A 17,551-nucleotide genomic window follows, 5' to 3' on the forward strand; every position below is an offset into this window, starting at 1 on the left:
ACCGCAGGAGTGACGAGGAAGCCATGACGACATCGCGCGCAGGACAGCTCGCAGAACCCTCGGACCTCATCGACGTCTCGCACGTCGTCACGGCCTACTACGCGACCCAGCCGGATCCCTCCGACGTCGGGCAGCGCGTCGCGTTCGGCACCTCGGGCCACCGCGGGTCCAGCCTCGACGCGGCGTTCAACGAGAACCACATCCTCGCCACCACGCAGGCGATCGTGGACTACCGCCGTGAGCAGGGCTTCGACGGTCCGCTGTTCATCGGTCGCGACACCCACGCGCTGTCGGAACCGGCGTGGGTCTCCGCCCTCGAGGTCCTCGTCGCCAACGACGTCACCGTGCTCGTCGACGACCGTGACTCCTGGACCCCGACGCCGGCGGTCTCGCACGCGATCCTGCGCGCGAACCGCGACGGCTCCTCGATCCGCACGACCGGTAGCGGCCTGGCCGACGGGATCGTCGTCACCCCCTCGCACAACCCGCCCCGCGACGGTGGTTTCAAGTACAACCCGCCGAACGGCGGCCCCGCCGACACCGACGCGACCGGCTGGATCGCCAGGAAGGCCAACGCCTACCTCGAGGCCGGCCTCGAGGGCGTGCAGCGGGTCCCGTTCGCGAAGGCTCGCGCCGCCGCGCAGGGGTACGACTTCATCGGCACCTACGTCGACGACCTCCCGAACGTCCTGGACATCGACGCGATCCGCGACGCGGGGATCCGCATCGGCGCCGACCCGCTCGGCGGGGCGAGCGTCGAGTTCTGGCAGGCCATCGCGGACCGTCACCGGCTCGACCTGACGGTCGTGAACCCGCTGGTGGACCCGACCTGGCGGTTCATGACGCTGGACTGGGACGAGAAGATCCGGATGGACTGCTCCTCGCCGTCCGCGATGGCCTCGCTCATCGCCAAGCGCGACCAGTTCCAGATCGCCACCGGCAACGACGCCGACTCCGACCGCCACGGCATCGTCACCCCCGACGGGCTGATGAACCCCAACCACTACCTCGCCGTCGCGATCCAGTACCTGTTCGGCAACCGGAAGGGCTGGCCGCAGAGCGCCGCCATCGGCAAGACGCTGGTGTCGAGCTCGATGATCGACCGCGTGGCGGAGTCCCTCGGTCGCACGCTGCTCGAGGTCCCCGTCGGGTTCAAGTGGTTCGTCCCGGGCCTGCTGGACGCCTCCGTCGGCTTCGGCGGCGAGGAGAGCGCGGGCGCGTCGTTCCTGCGCAAGGACGGTTCGGTCTGGAGCACCGACAAGGACGGCATCCTGCTGGCCCTGCTCGCCTCCGAGATCACCGCTGTGACGGGGAGGACCCCCAGCCAGCACTACGCCGACCTGACCGCGCAGTTCGGGGCGCCGGAGTACAAGCGTTCCGACGCCGCCGCCACCCGGGAGCAGAAGGCGACGCTGTCGAAGCTCTCCGCGGATCAGGTCAGCGCGACCGAACTCGCGGGCGAGAGGATCGTCGCGAAGCTCACCGAGGCGCCCGGCAACGGGGCGGCGATCGGTGGCCTCAAGGTCGTCACCGAGACCGCGTGGTTCGCCGCCCGCCCGTCGGGCACCGAGGACGTCTACAAGATCTACGCCGAGTCCTTCCAGGGCGCCGAGCACCTCGCCCGGGTGCAGGCCGAGGCGCAGGAACTCGTCGACGGAGTTCTCGCGAGTTGACCCGCATCGACCAGTGGACGTGGGCGGTGCGGCTCTACAAGAGCCGCTCGCTCGCGTCCGCCGCCGTGAAGGCGGGACACGTGCGCGTCAACGACGAACGCGCGAAACCCTCGACCAGCGTGCACGTCGGCGACGAGGTGCGCGTGCGGGTCGAGGGGTACGAGAAGGTCTTCGAGGTGGTGCAGCTGCTCGAGAAGCGGGTGGGCGCCCCGATCGCGCAGGCCGCCTACGTCGACAACTCCCCACCACCGCCCCCGAAGGACGGGTTCTTCGGCGCGTTCGGCACCCGTGACCGCGGGGCCGGACGTCCGACCAAGCGCGACCGTCGCGAGATGGAACGCCTCCGCGGAGAACCCCCGCAGGACTGAACCCGCCTCGGTAGGGTCGGGACGTGATCGAGGAACTCGACAAGGCCGAACTGCACGTCCACCTCGAGGGGACCCTGGAGGCCTCCGAGCTGTTGCGGATGGCCCGGGAGAACGACGTCGACGTGCCGTACACGAACGTCGAGGACGTCGACGCGGCGTACGAGTTCTCCAGCCTCCAGTCCTTCCTCGACGTGTTCTTCCAGGGGTGCCGGGTGCTGCGCCGTCGCGACGACTTCGCCGACCTGGCCACCACCTACCTGCGCCGGGCGGCGGCCGACGGGGTCACCCGGGCCGAGGTCTTCTTCGGTCCGCAGACGTTCCTGGCCAACGGCGTCCCGCTCGAGGACCAGCTCGAGGGGCTCTTCGACGGCTTCGCCCGCGCCCACGAGGAGACCGGTATCGACGCCGCGCTCGTCGCGAGTGCGCAACGCCACCGTTCGGAGGACGACGCGCTGGCGATGCTGGAGGCCGTGATGCCCTGGGCCGACCGCATCGTGGGGTTCGGCCTGGGTTCCTCCGAGCTCGGCAACCCGCCGTCGAAGTTCGTCCACTACTTCGCGACCGCCCGCGAGCGGGGTTTCCGGACGACCTGCCACGCGGGTGAGGAGGGGCCGGCGTCCTACGTCTGGGAGGCCCTCGACCTCTGCCACGTGGACCGGATCGACCACGGGGTGGCGATCGCGAGCGACCCCGCCCTGGTGGACCGGGTGGTTCGGGACCAGGTACCGCTGACGATGTGCCCGGTCTCGAACCTCCGGCTCAAGGTCGTCCCCGACCTGGCGTCGCACCCGATCCGGGAACTCTTCGACGCGGGAGCCCTGGTGACGGTCAACTCCGACGACCCGACGTACTTCGGCGGCCACGTCGGCGACAACTACCGGCGCCTGCGCGACGAGGCCGGGTTCAGCGAGGCCGAACTGGCGCAGCTCGCGCGCAACAGCGTGACCGCCAGCTGGACGTGATCTTCACCGTTCTGCTCCCGCGCCCCCCAGCTGCATGCTAAGAGTGATGTCTAGATGACGGAGGGTGGGGGATGGCCGACGCCGTGCGTGACTTCGCCGCGCTGTTCGACGGGTTGCCGGCGGCGTTCCTCGTCATGGACCGGGAACTGGTCATCGCCGAGGCGAACCAGGCCTACTGCCGACTCCTCGGGCGCGACCGGGACCAGCTGGTCGGGCGCTACGTCTTCGACGCGTTCCCGCCCACGGCGGGGTCCCTGTCCGAGGACGGTGGGAACCCACTGGAGGCCGCCTTCCTGCGCACCCGCGACGAGGGCAGCACGGAATCGTTGCCGCTGTTCACCTACGACGTCCGCGACCCCACCACCGGGGAGCTCGTCCAGCGCTGGTGGTCGTTGGTCTGCGCACCACTGCCGGGCGCGGACGGGATCACGGACCACGTCCTGCAGCGCATCGAGGACGTCACCGACTACGTGCGGGACCGTTCGCACACCCGCGACGTGGAGGCCGAACTCTTCGTCCGCCTCCGCGAGGTCGAATCGGCGAGAGCGGCGGAACGTTCGGCGGCGCAGCGGGTCAGTGCCCTCGGCGGCGCGGCGCTGCGCCTCGCTCAGGCTCAGCACCAGGAGGTGCTGATCGAGGTGGTGGCCGGTCTGGGACTGGAAGCCGTGGGCGCGACCAGCGTCGAGATCGCCCTGGTCCCGCTCGGCGATCCCGACGGGCCCCTCGACCTCTGGCAGGTCACGACCACGGCGGAGCGGCGGGTGACCACCCGGGGCGCACTGTCCCGGGACCAGGTCTCCCACCTCGCCACCGCCCTCGGGACCGGCCTGCGCTCGATCGAGCCCGAGTGCGTCGTCGTCCCGCTGAGCGCCGGCGACGGTCCGCTCGGCGCACTGGCCTTCTGCTGGCCGGAGACCCGGGCGATCCCCGACGTGGACGTGGACCTCGTGGAGACGATCGCGGTCCAGTACGGCCAGGCCGTCGCCCGGCTCCGAGCCCGCGAGACCGAGCAGGCCGTCGCCGCGGACGCGGTCAGCATGTCCGAGGCGTTGCAGCGCAGCCTGTTGACCGAACCGCGCCAGCCCGAGGACGTCCTCGTCGTCGCTCGCTACCGACCGGCCGCGCAGCGCGCCCAGATCGGCGGCGACTGGTACGACAGCTTCCGGACCGCCGACGGCCGCACGACGCTGGTCGTCGGGGACGTCAGCGGGCACGACGAGGAGTCCGCCGCGGTGATGGGTCAGGTCCGGAACCTGTTGCGCGGCATCGCCTACTGCAGCACGGCGGGGCCCGCGACCGTCCTGACCCGCCTCGACCACGCCCTGGCGGACCTCGACGTGGGTGGCCTCGCCACCTCCGTCCTGCTCACGCTGCAGGAGGGGCCGGGCGAGGGAGAACGCACGATGCGCTGGAGCAACGCCGGCGCCCCGCCGCCGCTGCTGCGCTCGCCGGACGGTTCGGCGACCCTGTTGCAGCCGGAACCGGAACTCCTGCTGGGACTCGACCCGGAGACCGGACGCAGCGACCACCGGCTGGTCCTGCCCCTCGGGGCGGGCGTCCTGCTGTTCACCGACGGACTCGTGGAACGTCGCGACGCCAGCATCGAGGACGGGCTGGAGTGGTTGCGGCGCACCGTGTCCGGGATGCCCCACCACAACCTGGAGCAGATCTGCGACGAACTGCTGAGGATGGTCGAGGGCTACGCCGAGGACGACGTCGTGCTCCTCGGCGTGCAGGTCCTGGCCCCCCAGCAGCACGACGTCGACCTCAGGTCCGTGGCAGTTCCCGGAGCCACTGCTCGACCTCGGCGAGGGTGAGCACCGGACCCGCCACCCCGAAGGCGATCCGGGCGTCCTTGTCCCCGGGTCTCCCGCTGGTCAGCAGGTACCCGGGATGCCGCGAGGTGGGGGCCTCCAGGGTCCAGCCCTTGGCCTTCGCCTCCTTGCGCAACCGGGCGAGCTGCTCGTCGGGGGCGCTCACGACGCGCGCTCGCAGCCCGGTGCAGCCGGGTCGCGGCGGTAGGCCTCCCCGAGGCGGATGACCTCGTCGAGCTTGTCCCGGGTCGCGGTCAGTTCCTCGAGCTGGGTCTGGATGCGTTCACGTTCGGCGAGCAGCCGGTCCTGCATCTCGTCGGTGAGGACCCCGTGCTCCATGCACGGCAGGATCCGCAGGACCGCCTTGCTGCCCAGCCCCGCCGTGTAGAGGTTCTGGATGAACCTCACCCGTTCCACGGCCGAGACCGGGTAGTGCCGTTGTCCGCTCGGAGCGCGGTCGGAGGTCAGCAACCCCTGCTCCTCGTAGTAGCGCAGAGCGCGGACACTCACCCCCGCCTCCTTCGCGACCTCACCGATGCGCACGAATGCCCCTCACGACTTGCCTCTCACGTCAACGTCAGGTTTTAGCGTAGCCGACATGGACATCGACAGCACCACCACGGCACTCGTCACCGGCGCCAACCGCGGCATCGGGCGCCACTTCGCCGGCCAGCTCCTCGAGCGGGGCGCGACGGTCTACGCCGCCGCCCGCAACCCCGCCTCGATCGACCTGCCCGGCGCCTGGGCGATCGCGCTCGACATCACCGACCCCGAGGCCGTCGCGGCCGCGGCCCGCGAGGCGGGCGACGTGAACCTCCTCGTGAACAACGCCGGGATCTCCACCGGTGCGAACCTCCTCGACGCCGACCTCGACGGCGTCCGTGCCGAACTGGACGTCAACTTCTGGGGGACCCTGTCCATGGTCCGCGCCTTCGCCCCGGTCCTGGCCCGCAACGGCGGCGGGGCCATCGCGAACGTCTCCTCGGCGCTGTCCTGGTTCGCCTACCCGGGCACCGGCGCCTACGCCGTGTCCAAGGCGGCGAACTGGAACATGAGCAACGCCCTGCGCCTGGAACTCCACGGCCAGGGAACCCTGGTCACCTCCGTCCACCTGGGGTCGGCCGAGACGGACATGACCAAGGGCTACGACGTTCCCAAGATCGACCCGGCCGACGCGGCCCGCGCGACCCTCGACGGCATCGTGGCGGGGAAGATCGAGATCCTCGTCGACGACTGGAGCGAGATGATCAAGGCCTCCCTCGCCAAGGACCCGGCCGAGTTCTACCGCCAGTTCCTCACGGCCTGACCTCAGTGCACCGCAGGCCGTTCGAGCACGTCCCGGACGGTCTGCGGTTCCCGGCCCAGCAGGTCGGCGAGCAATGGATCGGTCCCGGCGAAGAACCCCTGCTCGGCCGCCTGGTACATGCCCAGCAGGAACCGGGCCATGAACTCCTGGGTGCCGGCGGCGACCTGCGCGGCGACCCACGCCTCCGGCGCGAGGACCTCGAGCTCGATCGTGCGTCCCGCGATCGCGGAGGCGGTCTCGGCCACCTCGGCGAACGTCGGGGCGACGGTCGCGGTGAGGGTCGTCGGGCCCTCGAACGGGGTCGGGGACGTGAGGACCACCGCCGCCGCCTCCCCCGCGTCCTCGCGCGCCGTCCAGGAGACGGGCCCCTCGGCCGGGACGGTGATCCGCCCGGTCTCGCGCCAGGGTCCGCTCAGCCAGCCCAGGCTGTGCGCGTAGAACCCGTTGCGCAACGAGGTCCAGGGCAGGCCGGAACCGGCCAGCAGTTCCTCGGTGGCGGCGTGGTCACGGCCCGGCCCGAACGGGGTTCCCGCGGCCGCCCCCTGGTGGCTGGTGTAGAGGATCCGCCCGACGCCGGCGGCCACGGCGGCCCCGATGGCGTTGCGGTGCAGGGCGACCGCATCGGCACGCGGGTCGCTGGAGGAGACCAGCAGCAGCTGGTCCGCCCCGGCGAAGGCGGTGGGCAGCGAGGCCGGGTCGGCGTAGTCGCCGCGGCGGACCTCGATCCCGCGGTCGGCGAAGCGCTGCGCCTTCGCGACGTCGCGCGCCACGACGGCGATCTCGCTCGCCGGGACGCGTTCGAGCAGGTGGTCGACGGTGACGCCGTTGAGGGCGCCGGTCGCACCGGTGACGACGATCATGGTGAACTCCTCTGGTATCGATGGTATCTGAATCAGAGTAACCACGGAATCTCGGCGATAGCAAGAGTGCGTTACCGTTGGAACGTGACCGAGACGACCGACCGCCGCAGCGACACCCGGTCGAGGATCGTCGACGCCGCCGCCCGACTCCTGCGCGAGCAGGGGCCCGCCGCCGTGACCACCCGTCGGGTCGCCGAGGCCGCCGGCCTGCAGGCCCCCGCCATCTACCGCCTCTTCGGGGACAAGGACGGGCTGCTCGAGGCCGTCGCCGAGCACGTCATGGCCGGCTACGTCACCGCGAAGGCCGCCGTCGCGGCCGCCGCGACGGCCGAGGAGGTCGACCCCCTGGCGGACCTGCGCCGCGGCTGGAACTCCCAGATCGAGTTCGGGGTCACGAACCCGACCCTGTTCCGCCTGCTGAGCGATCCGGAACGCGTGGTGCGTTCACCCGCAGCCGAATCCGGACGCCAGGTCCTCGCGGCCCGGGTCCACCGGCTCGCCACCACCGGCCGCCTCCGCGTCGCGGAAACCCTCGCTGTCGACCTCTTCCAGGCCGCCGGGGTCGGCACCATCACCACCCTGCTCGCCTCCCCGCCGGAACGGCGCGACCCCGGTCTGGCCGATGCGATGTTCGAGGCCGTCCTGCGTCAGATCCTCACCGACGCCACCGACCCCGTGGAGGACGCCTCGATCGCCGTCGCGTTCCGCGCGCTCGCGCCGGAACTCGACGTGCTCAGCGAGGGCGAGCGCCGGTTGCTCGTCGAGTGGCTCGACCGGGTGATCGCCCGGCGGTGACGACCGCAGGCAGGGACACGCCTCCCCGGGGCAGCGGGCCCGGCCCTACCCCATGTCGCCGGTCGCGGGCACCCCGTCGGCGAGGCCGTAGCGCAGGTGCACCGCGCCCTGGGGCCCGGCCGACGGCGGTTCGAGCAGGGTGAGGTTGGTCGGCACCGCGCCGCCGTCGAAGACCTTCTTGCCCTCCCCCAGCACGATCGGGTGGATCCAGAGGTCGAGGACGTCGAAGAGCTTCTCGCGCAGCAGCGTCTGGACGAGGTTCAGGCTCCCCACGACCTTGACGTTCTCGTGCCGGTCGCGGATCTCCCGGACGGAGGCCGCGAGGTCGCGGCCCAGCAGCGTCGAGCCGGCCCAGGAGAGGTCGGGCCGACCGCGTGAGGCCACGTACTTGGGGACGCGGTTGAAGAGGGTCGCGATGTCGCCCTCGGTCTGGTCCGGCCAGTAGCCGGCGAAGATCTCGTACGTCCGACGGCCGAGCAGCAGGGCGTCCGTGCCCTCGTAGGCGGCACCGACCTGCGCCCCGCTGACCTCGTCCAGCAGCGGCGCCTGCCACCCCCCGAACCCGAACCCGACCGGGTCCTCGTCGGGGCCGCCGGGGGCCTGGCCCACGAGGTCGAGGGTCGCGAACAGCTCGAGGTGGATCTGGCCCACGTCGTCCTCCCGGTGTCGTCGTCGGTCCGCTCGCAGGGTGGACCCGGCGGGTCCCGCGGACTCATCGGTCGCGTGCGCGACTACTGGGCGGCACCCGTCAGGAGCCAGCGGGTGACGGGCACCTCGACGAGCACCTGCGTTCCCCCGGGGTGCGCCGGGACGGTGATGTCCCACCCGCCGTACTTGGCCGCGAAACCCCGGACGACGTGCCGCGGGAAGCCGTCCCGGTGCACGTGCGCGACACCCTCGGCGACCACCGGGTGGTCCCCGTCCGGCAGGGCCAGCGACACCCGGGGGTCGAGCGACAGGTTGCGCACCTTGACGTTGCGCCCGCCGCTGCCGATCCACCAGGTGCCGGGCTCGTGGACGAACCAGACGGGGGTCGTGTGGGGCGATCCGTCGGGACGCAGGGTCGTCAGCCAGACGGTGCGTTCCGTCAGCAGACGGTCCTCGACCTCGGGGCTCAGCGGTGGCGACACCGGGGCAGTGGACCACGTCGGCGCACGTCCGGTGCTCCCACCCGCCGGATCTGCACGGGTCCATCGTGGGATCAGCGGAAGGGGTCCGCGGTGGGTTCCAGGCGATCCTGGAGCCAGTCCTCGACGTCGGCGAGCGCGGCGCGCGCCATCGACGTCGGGTGCCCGGTGAAACCGTGCGGCGAGGCGGGGTAGACGCGCAGGTCGACGTCGACCCCGGCGGCCGAGAACCGCTCGGCCATCGCCAGGTTGTCCTCGAGCAGCACGTCGTCGGCCCCCACCACCAGGAGGACGGACGGGAGGCCCCGCAGGTCGGCGAAGACGGGTGAGAAGTCCGGGTGCGTCCGGTCGGCCAGGGAACCCGCGTAGGCGTCGAGGAAGTACTCGTCCGCGATGAGGCGTCCGGCGGGGGTGGAGCCGCTGAGGTCGTAGGTCCCGAACTGCAGCACCGCGCCGCCGATGTGGTCGAAACCCCTGTCCCGCAGTCTCACCATGGTCACGACGGCCAGGGTCGATCCCGCCGAGAAACCCGTGAGGAGGAACCTCTCCGTGCCGAACCGGTCCGCGGCGTTGCGGACGAGCCAGCGCGCCACGGTCTCGCAGTCGTCCGGGGCGGCGGGCCAGGGGTCCTCCGGGGCGAGCCGGTGGTCGACGCTGACCACCGCGACCCCGAGGGCGTCGACGAGTTCGCGGTTGCGGACGTCGCTCGCCGCCGCCGACCCCAGGAAGAAACCGCCACCGTGCAGTTCCAGCAGGACCCCCGTCGCGCGAGCGACCGGGGCGTGGATCCGGACGGGAACCCCGTCGAGCACCTCCACGGCCGGCGCGGGGTGCGACACGGGCGGTGGGGTCGACGCGGAACGGACCCGTTCGAGTTCGACCGGACCGTTCGGACCGCGTCCGGCCACCCTCCGGGCGTAGAAGTCGCAGGACTCCACGACCAGCGCGGCGAGGCGGGGATCCTCGGCAGCTCGAGCGGTCACGAGGTCATCCCCAGGACAACGCGCTCCGGGTCGCCCAGTACGCCGCAGGCGCCTCGACGACCCCCTCGGGCACCGCGGCCGGCGGTCGCGCCGCGAGGTTCTGCTCGAGCTGGGGCAGCGTCACCGCCCCGCTGAGGACGACGTCGACGAAGGGCTGCGCGAGCACGGCACCGAGCGCGAAGGCGTCGAGGGTCTGCCCGTCGAGCGCGGCCATCTGCGCCAGGCCCGGTTCCGCCCCGTGGGCGGTGAGCCGGCCGTTGGCGACCCCCTCCTTCACGACGACGAGCCAGCCGGCGTCGTGCGCCTCCGCCAGCGCGGCCCCGACCGAGCGTTCGAGGAGGTTCCACGTCGACTGCACCGCGCTGAAGGGGTTGTCGGGGACCGCCAGGGCCTGCTGCACGACCGCGAACTGCTCCGGGCCGCTGGTGGAGATCCCGACCCGCACCCCGCCCGCCGCGAGCGCACGCAGCCGGTCCAGCAGCTCGTCGTCGCCCAGCGCCGGGCTGTCCGGGGTCACCGAGTGCACCAGGTAGACGTCCGGGGTGGTGCCGAGGGCCTCCAGGGTCTCGGGCCACTGCCGGTCGAAGACGGTGGGGCTGTGGTCCTTGCGCTCGTGCAGCGGGGCGTCGAGCGTCCACTCCCCCACGTACTCGTAGCCCCACTTCGAGCCGATGGTCAGCTGCTCCCGAGCGCCGGGGCGGGCGGCCAGCCAGCTGCCGAGGAAGCGCTCGGCGTAGCCGTAGGAGCGGGCGGCGTCCAGGTAGCGGACGCCGAGGTCGAAGGCCCGGTCGAGCAGCTGGTGCGACCGGGCCTCCAGCTCCTCGACGGACCGCGCGGCGGCGAGGTCCTCGTCGCGGCCGAGCGTGATGTAGGCGGGGCGGCCCACTGCGGCGAGGCCCAGACCGAGACAGTGCACCCACGGAGACGTGTCCACAGCCAGGTAGCGTAGGCGTGGGCATCAATTGACCCCCCATCGAGTTGGAGACGGACATGAGCAACGCGCTGGGCGCCACCACCACGAGCGCCGGCCCCACCGTCTTCGTCGTCTACGGCGCCACGGGTGACCTCGCCAAACGTCTCGTCATGCCGGGCTTCGCGGCCCTCGCCGCCGCGGACCTCCTCCCCGAGAAGTGGGTCCTGATCGGCAGTGGCCGCAAGGCCCAGCCGGACGACTCCTACCGCGACCACGTCCGCAAGGGTCTGCAGGAGTTCGCCCGCGGCAAGAACGGTGTCGACGACGACGTCATCGAGTCGATCATGCCGGGGCTGCGGTTCGCCGGCGGCGGTTTCACGGCCGACGACCCGGGCGAGCTGCTGGACGCGATCGCCGCGGCCAAGCAGGAGGTCGGTGACGACGCGCAGGTGGTCCACTACCTGGCCCTGCCGCCCTCCACCTTCCAGGGCTACACCGAGGCGATCGCCGCGCACGGCCTGGCCGAGGGTTCCCGCGTCGTCTACGAGAAGCCGTACGGCACCTCCCCGGAGTCGTTCGAGGAACTCGACCAGCTGGTCCAGTCGGTCTTCGACGAGCAGCAGGTCTTCCGCATCGACCACTTCCTCGGCAAGGAGGCGACCCAGCAGCTGCACGTCCTGCGGTTCGCCAACCGCATGATCGAGCAGCTGTGGAGCAACGAGCACGTCGCGCAGGTCCAGATCGACGTCCCCGAGGTCCTCGGGGTCGACGACCGCGCCACGTTCTACGACGAGACCGGCGCCACGCTGGACATGCTCGTCACCCACCTCCTGCAGGTCGCGGCCGAGGTCGCGCTCGACCCGCCGAGCGACTGGACCTCCGACGCGCTGGCCCAGGCCCGCGAGAACGTGCTGGCGAAGTTCCGTCCGCTGGACCCCACCGAGGTCGTCCTCGGCCAGGGCACTGGGTACCAGGAGATCAAGGACGTCCGCGAGGGTTCCACGACGGACACGTTCGTCGCGGCCAAGGTGTGGGTCGACACCCCCCGCTGGGAAGGCGTTCCCTTCGTCCTGCGCACGGGCAAGAAGCTCGCCGAGAGCCACCAGCACGTGACCCTGGTGTTCAAGCGCCCGCTGAACAGCCCGCAGCACGACGACGACGCGGTGCCCGAGACGCTGACGTTCATCCTGAGCGGCAACGGGTCCGTCGAGGCCGGCGTCACCGCTCGTCGTCCCGGCGTCTCCGACGACCTGGTGCCGGGCAAGCTGTACCTGGACCTCGCGGCCCTGCCGAACGCCGAACCGCTCCCGCCGTACGCCGCGCTGCTGCGCGACGTCCTCATCGGCGACCGCGCGTTGTTCACGACGTCGGCCGGCTTGCGGGACGCGTGGCGGGTGGCCTGCCCGCTGCTCGCCGAGCGCCCCGAACTGCTGCCCTACGAACCTGGTTCCTGGGGTCCGGAGGCCGCCGAGGAGATCGCCGCACCGTTCGGCTGGCTGACCGAGCGCGGGCAGTCGCGCTCCTGACCGACCGTCGTTCCCACGTCGCCCCGTCCACCACCCCGGTGGGCGGGGCGATCGTCGTCTTCGACCTCGACGGCACGCTGGTCGCGGGCGACGCGTTCGGAGGTTTCCTGACGCGGTCGTCGCGGCGCAACCCGTTGCGCGTCCTCGCCCTCGCCCTGACCGCCCCGCTCTGGGGTTCCGCGCGGCTGCGCCGCGGTGGTCGGGCTCGGGCGGAACTCCTGCTCATCACCTCGATCACTCTCGGCCGCAGCCCTTCCGCTCTGCAGCGCGCCTTCGAGGAGTTCGCCGCGGACCACGTCCGCCGGGGACGGGTCGAGGTCGCGCTCGAGCGGCTGGTGCTCCACGTGCGGGCCGGCGACGAGGTCGTCGTCGCCACGGCGTGCGCGCAACCCCTCGCCCGGGCGGTCTGCCGGGAACTCGGCCTCGGCGACGGGCGGGGATCCGGTTGCCGGTGGCGCACGCCTACACCGACGACGCCCGTGACCTGCCGCTGCTGCGCCAGGCGCAGCACGCCCACCTCGTGCGACCCCGCGCCGGTGACGAGGTCCGTGTCCGCGCGGAACTCGGTGACGTCGAGGTCCTGCGCTGACTCAGTCCCGGGGGAGGTCGCGCAGTGCGCGGCGGGCCAGGTCGTCTCCCGCCGCGGCGCCGGCGGCGAGGTGGAACTCGGCACGCTGCAGGTCACCCCGTTCGAGCAGCAGCAACGCGAGGTTGTGGTGGCAGTATGCGTCCCCGGCCGCGATCCCCGCGGTGTAGGCGGCTTCCGCAGCGTCGACGTCGCTCTCCGCGAGCAGGTTCCCCAACGGGAGCCAGCACTCGCGCTGGCCGAGCTTCGCGCCGAGTTCCAGTTGCTGCTGGGCCTGCCCGGCCCGGCGGGTCAGCAGCAGGAGCGCGGCGAGGGCCGCGCGCGCCGCCCCGGAGACCGCGGCTCCGGCGCGCAGCCGCGGTTCGAGCTGCGCGTCCAGCGTGGCCTCCCACTCCCAGCAGGCGCGCAGCGCGAACGCCTGCGGGTCCTCCCCCGCGCGGGTCAGCGCGGCGTCGGCGCCCGGGAGGTCGCCGCGGTCGTGCCGCAGGTGGGCGAGCTCGACGAAACCCTCGGGCAGACCGCTCTCGCCCGCGGCCGCGAAGGCACCCGCCGCGCCGTCGAGGTCGCCCAGCGACTCCAGCAGGTGGCCGAGGTGGACCCACGCGTCGGTCTCCCCCGCCGCGGCCGCCCGGCGGTACGCCTCCGCCGCCTCGAGCGGTCGGTCCAGTTCCAGGAGCGTGTTGCCGACGTTGCCCCAGACCCAGTCGCCGCCGAGTTCCACCGCCCGCTCGAAGCAGACCAGCGCGTCCTCCTGCCGTCCGGCGTCGGCGAGGTCGCAGCCGAGGTCCACGACGGCGTCGACGTCCGCGCCCGCCAGCACCACCCGCATCCGCTCGTCCACCCCTGCAGTCTGCCGATCCCCGTGCGCGGTCGAGCACCGAGCCCCGCGAGAGACTGCGGCGGTGAGACCGAACCCCCCGGACGCCACGTCGGTGGTCCTCGTCCACGGCTACCACGTCGACGCGCTGCAGTGGGAGGAGGTCGTCTGGGGCCGACCCGCGGAGGACCGTCTCGGCCGCGTCCCGCGGGCCGTCCTGCTCGCCCTCGGGCACCCCGACCCCGTCCTGCTCTTCGGCACCGGCGCCGCGGCGCGGGACGGCCTGCTCGAGTCCGAGTACACGCTGGAGTTCGCCCGCTCCCGCCGCCACGAGCTCGAGGACCTCGCCCGCCGGGTCCTCCCGTCCGCCGCGATCGCACGGGTCGGGGAACTGCTGCACGAGCGCAGCCGGTGCGAACGCACCAGCGCCACGACCCGGACCGAGGTGGCCGCCGGGTTCGAGACCGCCCTGTCGCTCGGAGCGCGACACCTCACCCTGGTGTCGTCCCCGACCCACGTCGCACGCTGCCACCAGACGGCGCTGACCCTGCTCGCGACGACCCCGTGCTACGCGCTCCTCGCCCACGGGCTCGCGGCGGTGGCCTCGGACACCACGGTGGCCGGGCGTGGACCGGGCGACGTCGTCGTCCTCGAACCTCGGACCCGTGCGGCCGGGGCCGTCGAGTTCTCCGACGTGGCGCGCGCGGGCGGTTCGGACGGTCAGGCGGAGGCGACCTCGCGGTAGTGCTCGACGACGGGGAACGGGTCGTAGAAGTGGTGCAGGAGCGAACGCCACTCCTGGTAGCCGGCCGAGCCGCGGAAACCTTCGGTGTGGTCCTCCAGGGTGTCCCAGCGCACCAGCAGCAGGTAGGTGTCGGGGCGCTCCACGCAGGAGGACAGGGTCAGCCCCTGGAACCCGGGGACGGCGGAGATGATCAGCTTGGCCCGGGCGAACGCCTCCTCGAACTCGGCGGAACGGCCGGGGACGACGCTGAGGACGGCCTGTTCGAGGATCACCGGCCCCATCCTGGCGTACGGGGTTCCGTCCACGCCGGGGTGTCGACGAGGGATCCGATCGAGGAGCCGCTGCACCACGTCTGACGGGTCGGCCTGACGTGTCGCTGCGGGCCCGGCGCGGCTCATGGGTCCAGGCTGGGCCGATGGAGGACGACCTGCTGGCGAACCCCGCGAACTTCCCCGAACTCATGCTGCTGCCCCACCTCGACGACGAGTGGACCGAAGTGCGCCTGGGTCGGCGCAGTGACGGCGCGTGGGAGGTCTACGTGACCATCCGCGTGGACGACGGGTACCGCAACGAGGCCTCGGCCCAGGCCGTCGCCGACCACTACCGGGAGAACCTCCAGGCCTTCGTGGAACACCGCCGGAAACGTCGGGGTCGCGCCTAACCGAGCAGGGCCGCGGCCGCCGTCCGGGCGCGCTCGAAGACGTCGTCGAGGATGCCGACGCCGTGGGTCACGAGCGCGCCCTCGTGGAGCAGGAACAGTTCCCGGGCGAGGTCCTCCTCGCCCACGGCGGCCCGGAACTGCTGCAGCATCCACCGCTTCTGCTCCACGATGACCGCGTAGGCCGGGTGCGAGGGGTCGTTGATCTCGGCGTGCGCGTTGATCATGGCGCAGCCCTTGGGCCCGTCGGTCGCGGACCACGCCTGCGACGCGGCGAAGACCGCGTCGACCTGTTCCGCAGGGGCGGGACCGGCCGACTCGAGGTGCCCGGCGAGCAGCGTGCGCCACCGCTGGTCGCGGGCGGTGAGGTACTCGACGACGAGTCGTTCCTTGCTGCCGAAGCGGTCGTAGAGCGTCTTCTTGGTGACCCCCGCCCGTTCGGCGATCGCCTCGACCCCGACCGCGTGGATGCCGTGGGCGTAGAAGAGGTCCGAGGCGGCGTCGAGCACGGCGCGCGCCTTGGGGGTCCAGTCGATGGCGTTCTCCACGCGCATCACTATACCGATCGGGTTACTCTCGGGACCATGACTATACCGATCGGTATACCTCGAGTCGCCGTGACCACCGGACTCGCGGCTCTCTTCGTCGTCTGCTGGTCCTCGGGGTTCGTCGGCGCGAAGCTCGGCGCCCAGGCCTACGCCGTGTCGACGGTGCTGGCCTGGCGATTCCTGCCGCTCGCGGGGGTCCTCCTCCTCGTCACCGCGCTGCGCCGGGACCGGACCCGACCGGGCCGGACAGAACTGCTGCGGCAGAGCGTGATCGGCCTGCTGTCGCAGTCGGGGTACCTGCTCACCGTCTACTGGGCGATCGACCTGGGCGTGAGCACCGGCACGACGGCCCTCGTCGACGGGACCCAGCCCCTCGTCGTCGCCGCCCTCGCCGGGCCACTGCTGGGGGTGGCGTTGCGCGGTCGCCAGCGGGTCGGCTTGCTGCTCGGACTGGTGGCCGTCGGCGCCGTCACCTGGGCCGACGCCGGCGCCCCGGGGACGCACGCGGCACCGTGGGCCTACGTCGTGCCCTTCGCCGGGATGGCGTGCCTGGTCGCGGCCACGTTCCTCGAACGTCGCAGCCCGGGCCCGCCGGCCCCGTGGCGCAACCTGACGATCCACTGCACGACGTCCGCCGTCGTGTTCAGCCTGATCGCCCTGGTCCGCGGAACGGCCGTCCCGCCCCCCGAACCCGCGTTCTGGGTGGCCACCGCGTGGCTGGTCGCCTTCCCCACCTTCGGCGGATACGGCCTGTACTGGCTGCTGCTGCAACGGGTCGGGATGACGACCGTGAACAGCCTGTTGTTCCTCGTCCCGCCGGTGACCACGGCCTGGGGCGCGCTCTGGTTCGGCGAACCCGTCAGCGCGGTGACGATCGTGGGCCTGACGCTGGCCCTCCTCGCCACCTGGCTCGTCACCGCCGAGGGCGGAGGGGCGCGCCGCCGGAAACAGGTTGCCCGGTCGGGCCGACCGTGACGATCGTGAACGCCTCGGAGGAGGGGGAACCGTGCCCGCGGACGCCGTCAGCACGAACATGCGCAACTGGGACGAACGTGTCCCCGACCACCTCGTGGCCTACGGGGCCGAGGCGTTCGCCGACGACCGCAGCGCCGTGGGTGTCGAGGTGGAGACCCGGGTCCTCGCGCCGCACCTGCCCGGTGGCACCGTCGCCGGTCTGGACGTGGTGCACCTGCAGTGCCACATCGGCACCGACACCATCAGCCTGGCCCGCCGCGGGGCGCGCGTCGTCGGCACCGACCTGTCCGGGGCCGCGATCGAGGCGGCGGGCAGGCTGGCCGAGCGGGCGGGTGCGCCGGCGACGTTCGTGCAGTGCCGCAACGAGGACGCACCCGACGTCCTGGGCCGCGAGTTCGACGTGGTCCTCACCTCCGTCGGCGTGCTCACCTGGCTGGAGGACCTCGGGAGCTGGGCCCGCGCCGTCGCCCGGCTCCTGCGCCCGGGCGGGGTGTTCCTCGTGCACGACGCCCACCCGGTGCTGAGCGCCCTGCAGCACGACCGCTCCGACGACCTCCTGGTGCTCGGCGAACCGTACTTCGCGGCCGGTGAACCGCGGAGGTTCGACGACGGCGTGACGTACGCCAGCGACACCCGGATGCGCAACACCGTCACCTACCAGTGGCCGCACGACCTGGGCGAGGTCCTCGGGGCCGTTCTCGCGGCCGGGCTGCGCATCGAGGCGTTCCACGAGCACCGCACCATGCCGTGGAAGGCGTTCCCCTCGATGGTCGCGACGACGCGGGGGTGGGAACTGCCCCGGGGCGCCCCCGAGTGCCCGTTGATGTTCTCGCTGGTGGCGCGCCGGTAGGCCCCCCGAACTCCGGGGCGGGGGTCTCGAAGTGGGGCTAGACGA

Annotated in this window: 22 protein-coding genes and 1 pseudogene; 13 read left to right on the top strand and 10 right to left on the bottom strand. The window is 72.4% G+C overall.

Annotated elements, in window-relative coordinates; all coding sequences use genetic code 11:
* The first annotated feature begins 23 nt into the window (after positions 1 to 23).
* From pgm to SJY07_RS12300, 4 genes are all read left to right on the top strand, one after another.
* The gene (gene pgm, locus SJY07_RS12285; RefSeq protein WP_380159414.1) at positions 24 to 1,673 is read left to right on the top strand and encodes a phosphoglucomutase (alpha-D-glucose-1,6-bisphosphate-dependent); all 1,650 of its coding nucleotides are present in this window, start codon (positions 24 to 26) and stop codon (positions 1,671 to 1,673) included.
* Positions 1,670 to 2,041 (top strand): RNA-binding S4 domain-containing protein, encoded by a 372-nt coding sequence (locus SJY07_RS12290; RefSeq protein ID WP_380159416.1) that lies wholly within the window; start codon positions 1,670 to 1,672, stop codon positions 2,039 to 2,041. The genes pgm and SJY07_RS12290 overlap by 4 nt, the downstream gene beginning before the upstream one ends.
* 23 nt (positions 2,042 to 2,064) lie before the next feature.
* Positions 2,065 to 3,003: an adenosine deaminase gene (gene add, locus SJY07_RS12295; protein WP_380159418.1), complete on the top strand. Its 939-nt coding sequence runs from the start codon at positions 2,065 to 2,067 to the stop codon at positions 3,001 to 3,003.
* Positions 3,004 to 3,074: 71 nt separating this feature from the next.
* Positions 3,075 to 4,820 (top strand): SpoIIE family protein phosphatase, encoded by a 1,746-nt coding sequence (locus tag SJY07_RS12300; protein WP_380159420.1) that lies wholly within the window; start codon positions 3,075 to 3,077, stop codon positions 4,818 to 4,820.
* On the opposite strand, the gene SJY07_RS12305 is transcribed toward SJY07_RS12300, so the two are convergent.
* Both SJY07_RS12305 and SJY07_RS12310 read right to left on the bottom strand, forming a co-directional pair.
* The gene (locus SJY07_RS12305) at positions 4,771 to 4,983 is read right to left on the bottom strand and encodes a hypothetical protein (RefSeq protein WP_380159422.1); all 213 of its coding nucleotides are present in this window, start codon (positions 4,981 to 4,983) and stop codon (positions 4,771 to 4,773) included. The two genes, SJY07_RS12300 and SJY07_RS12305, sit on opposite strands and share 50 nt — an antisense overlap.
* Positions 4,980 to 5,360 (bottom strand): MerR family transcriptional regulator, encoded by a 381-nt coding sequence (locus SJY07_RS12310; protein ID WP_380159424.1) that lies wholly within the window; start codon positions 5,358 to 5,360, stop codon positions 4,980 to 4,982. The genes SJY07_RS12305 and SJY07_RS12310 overlap by 4 nt, the downstream gene beginning before the upstream one ends.
* A 55-nt stretch (positions 5,361 to 5,415) precedes the next feature.
* On the opposite strand from SJY07_RS12310, the gene SJY07_RS12315 reads away from it, so the two are divergent.
* Positions 5,416 to 6,123, top strand: a complete 708-nt coding sequence (locus SJY07_RS12315; protein WP_380159426.1) for an SDR family oxidoreductase — start codon at positions 5,416 to 5,418, stop codon at positions 6,121 to 6,123.
* Between the two features lie 2 nt (positions 6,124 to 6,125).
* Here SJY07_RS12315 and SJY07_RS12320 read toward each other — a convergent pair whose 3' ends face one another.
* Positions 6,126 to 6,983 (bottom strand): NAD(P)H-binding protein, encoded by an 858-nt coding sequence (locus SJY07_RS12320; protein WP_380159428.1) that lies wholly within the window; start codon positions 6,981 to 6,983, stop codon positions 6,126 to 6,128.
* Between the two features lie 84 nt (positions 6,984 to 7,067).
* Here SJY07_RS12320 and SJY07_RS12325 point away from each other — a divergent pair, with 84 nt between their 5' ends.
* Positions 7,068 to 7,778, top strand: a complete 711-nt coding sequence (locus SJY07_RS12325) for a TetR/AcrR family transcriptional regulator (RefSeq protein WP_380159429.1) — start codon at positions 7,068 to 7,070, stop codon at positions 7,776 to 7,778.
* Positions 7,779 to 7,823: 45 nt separating this feature from the next.
* Here SJY07_RS12325 and SJY07_RS12330 read toward each other — a convergent pair whose 3' ends face one another.
* The 4 genes from SJY07_RS12330 to SJY07_RS12345 all read right to left on the bottom strand — a co-directional run bounded on the left by SJY07_RS12330 (position 7,824) and on the right by SJY07_RS12345 (position 10,822).
* Positions 7,824 to 8,429, bottom strand: a complete 606-nt coding sequence (locus SJY07_RS12330) for a dihydrofolate reductase family protein (protein WP_380159431.1) — start codon at positions 8,427 to 8,429, stop codon at positions 7,824 to 7,826.
* A gap of 80 nt (positions 8,430 to 8,509) precedes the next feature.
* Entirely contained in the window at positions 8,510 to 8,908 is a 399-nt protein-coding gene (locus tag SJY07_RS12335; protein WP_380159432.1) for a pyridoxamine 5'-phosphate oxidase family protein, read from the bottom strand.
* A gap of 71 nt (positions 8,909 to 8,979) precedes the next feature.
* Positions 8,980 to 9,888, bottom strand: a complete 909-nt coding sequence (locus SJY07_RS12340) for an alpha/beta hydrolase (RefSeq protein WP_380159434.1) — start codon at positions 9,886 to 9,888, stop codon at positions 8,980 to 8,982.
* Positions 9,889 to 9,892: 4 nt separating this feature from the next.
* Complete coding sequence (locus SJY07_RS12345; protein ID WP_380159436.1) at positions 9,893 to 10,822, bottom strand: aldo/keto reductase; 930 nt, start codon at positions 10,820 to 10,822, stop codon at positions 9,893 to 9,895.
* A gap of 56 nt (positions 10,823 to 10,878) precedes the next feature.
* Between SJY07_RS12345 and SJY07_RS12350 the strand changes: the two genes are divergently transcribed.
* From SJY07_RS12350 to SJY07_RS12360, 3 genes and pseudogenes are all read left to right on the top strand, one after another.
* Positions 10,879 to 12,327, top strand: a complete 1,449-nt coding sequence (locus SJY07_RS12350) for a glucose-6-phosphate dehydrogenase (NADP(+)) (RefSeq protein ID WP_328293955.1) — start codon at positions 10,879 to 10,881, stop codon at positions 12,325 to 12,327.
* A 38-nt stretch (positions 12,328 to 12,365) separates the two neighbouring features.
* Positions 12,366 to 12,713 (top strand): annotated as a pseudogene (locus tag SJY07_RS12355) (HAD family hydrolase); the annotation flags it as partial.
* Complete coding sequence (locus SJY07_RS12360) at positions 12,707 to 12,916, top strand: hypothetical protein (protein WP_328293954.1); 210 nt, start codon at positions 12,707 to 12,709, stop codon at positions 12,914 to 12,916. The pseudogene SJY07_RS12355 and the gene SJY07_RS12360, both read left to right, overlap by 7 nt.
* A 1-nt stretch (position 12,917) precedes the next feature.
* Here the strand turns inward: SJY07_RS12360 and SJY07_RS12365 are convergent, their stop codons facing one another.
* Complete coding sequence (locus SJY07_RS12365; protein WP_380159439.1) at positions 12,918 to 13,754, bottom strand: UDP-N-acetylglucosamine-peptide N-acetylglucosaminyltransferase; 837 nt, start codon at positions 13,752 to 13,754, stop codon at positions 12,918 to 12,920.
* 61 nt (positions 13,755 to 13,815) lie between these two features.
* Between SJY07_RS12365 and SJY07_RS12370 the strand changes: the two genes are divergently transcribed.
* Complete coding sequence (locus tag SJY07_RS12370; protein WP_380159441.1) at positions 13,816 to 14,475, top strand: hypothetical protein; 660 nt, start codon at positions 13,816 to 13,818, stop codon at positions 14,473 to 14,475.
* On the opposite strand, the gene SJY07_RS12375 is transcribed toward SJY07_RS12370, so the two are convergent.
* On the bottom strand, positions 14,451 to 14,756 hold the full coding sequence (locus SJY07_RS12375) for an antibiotic biosynthesis monooxygenase family protein (protein ID WP_380162300.1): 306 nt from the start codon (positions 14,754 to 14,756) through the stop codon (positions 14,451 to 14,453). The two genes, SJY07_RS12370 and SJY07_RS12375, sit on opposite strands and share 25 nt — an antisense overlap.
* Positions 14,757 to 14,890: 134 nt before the next feature.
* On the opposite strand from SJY07_RS12375, the gene SJY07_RS12380 reads away from it, so the two are divergent.
* Complete coding sequence (locus SJY07_RS12380; protein WP_328293951.1) at positions 14,891 to 15,136, top strand: hypothetical protein; 246 nt, start codon at positions 14,891 to 14,893, stop codon at positions 15,134 to 15,136.
* Here the strand turns inward: SJY07_RS12380 and SJY07_RS12385 are convergent.
* Positions 15,133 to 15,687 (bottom strand): TetR/AcrR family transcriptional regulator, encoded by a 555-nt coding sequence (locus SJY07_RS12385; protein WP_380159443.1) that lies wholly within the window; start codon positions 15,685 to 15,687, stop codon positions 15,133 to 15,135. The two genes, SJY07_RS12380 and SJY07_RS12385, sit on opposite strands and share 4 nt — an antisense overlap.
* A 63-nt stretch (positions 15,688 to 15,750) precedes the next feature.
* On the opposite strand from SJY07_RS12385, the gene SJY07_RS12390 reads away from it, so the two are divergent.
* Complete coding sequence (locus SJY07_RS12390; RefSeq protein ID WP_380159445.1) at positions 15,751 to 16,656, top strand: DMT family transporter; 906 nt, start codon at positions 15,751 to 15,753, stop codon at positions 16,654 to 16,656.
* Between the two features lie 31 nt (positions 16,657 to 16,687).
* Positions 16,688 to 17,506, top strand: coding sequence for a class I SAM-dependent methyltransferase (locus SJY07_RS12395; RefSeq protein WP_380159447.1), 819 nt, complete (start codon positions 16,688 to 16,690; stop codon positions 17,504 to 17,506).
* Positions 17,507 to 17,551 lie beyond the last annotated feature (45 nt).

This window comes from Kineococcus sp. R86509, assembly GCF_042466365.1.
Taxonomy (GTDB): Bacteria; Actinomycetota; Actinomycetes; order Actinomycetales; family Kineococcaceae; genus Kineococcus.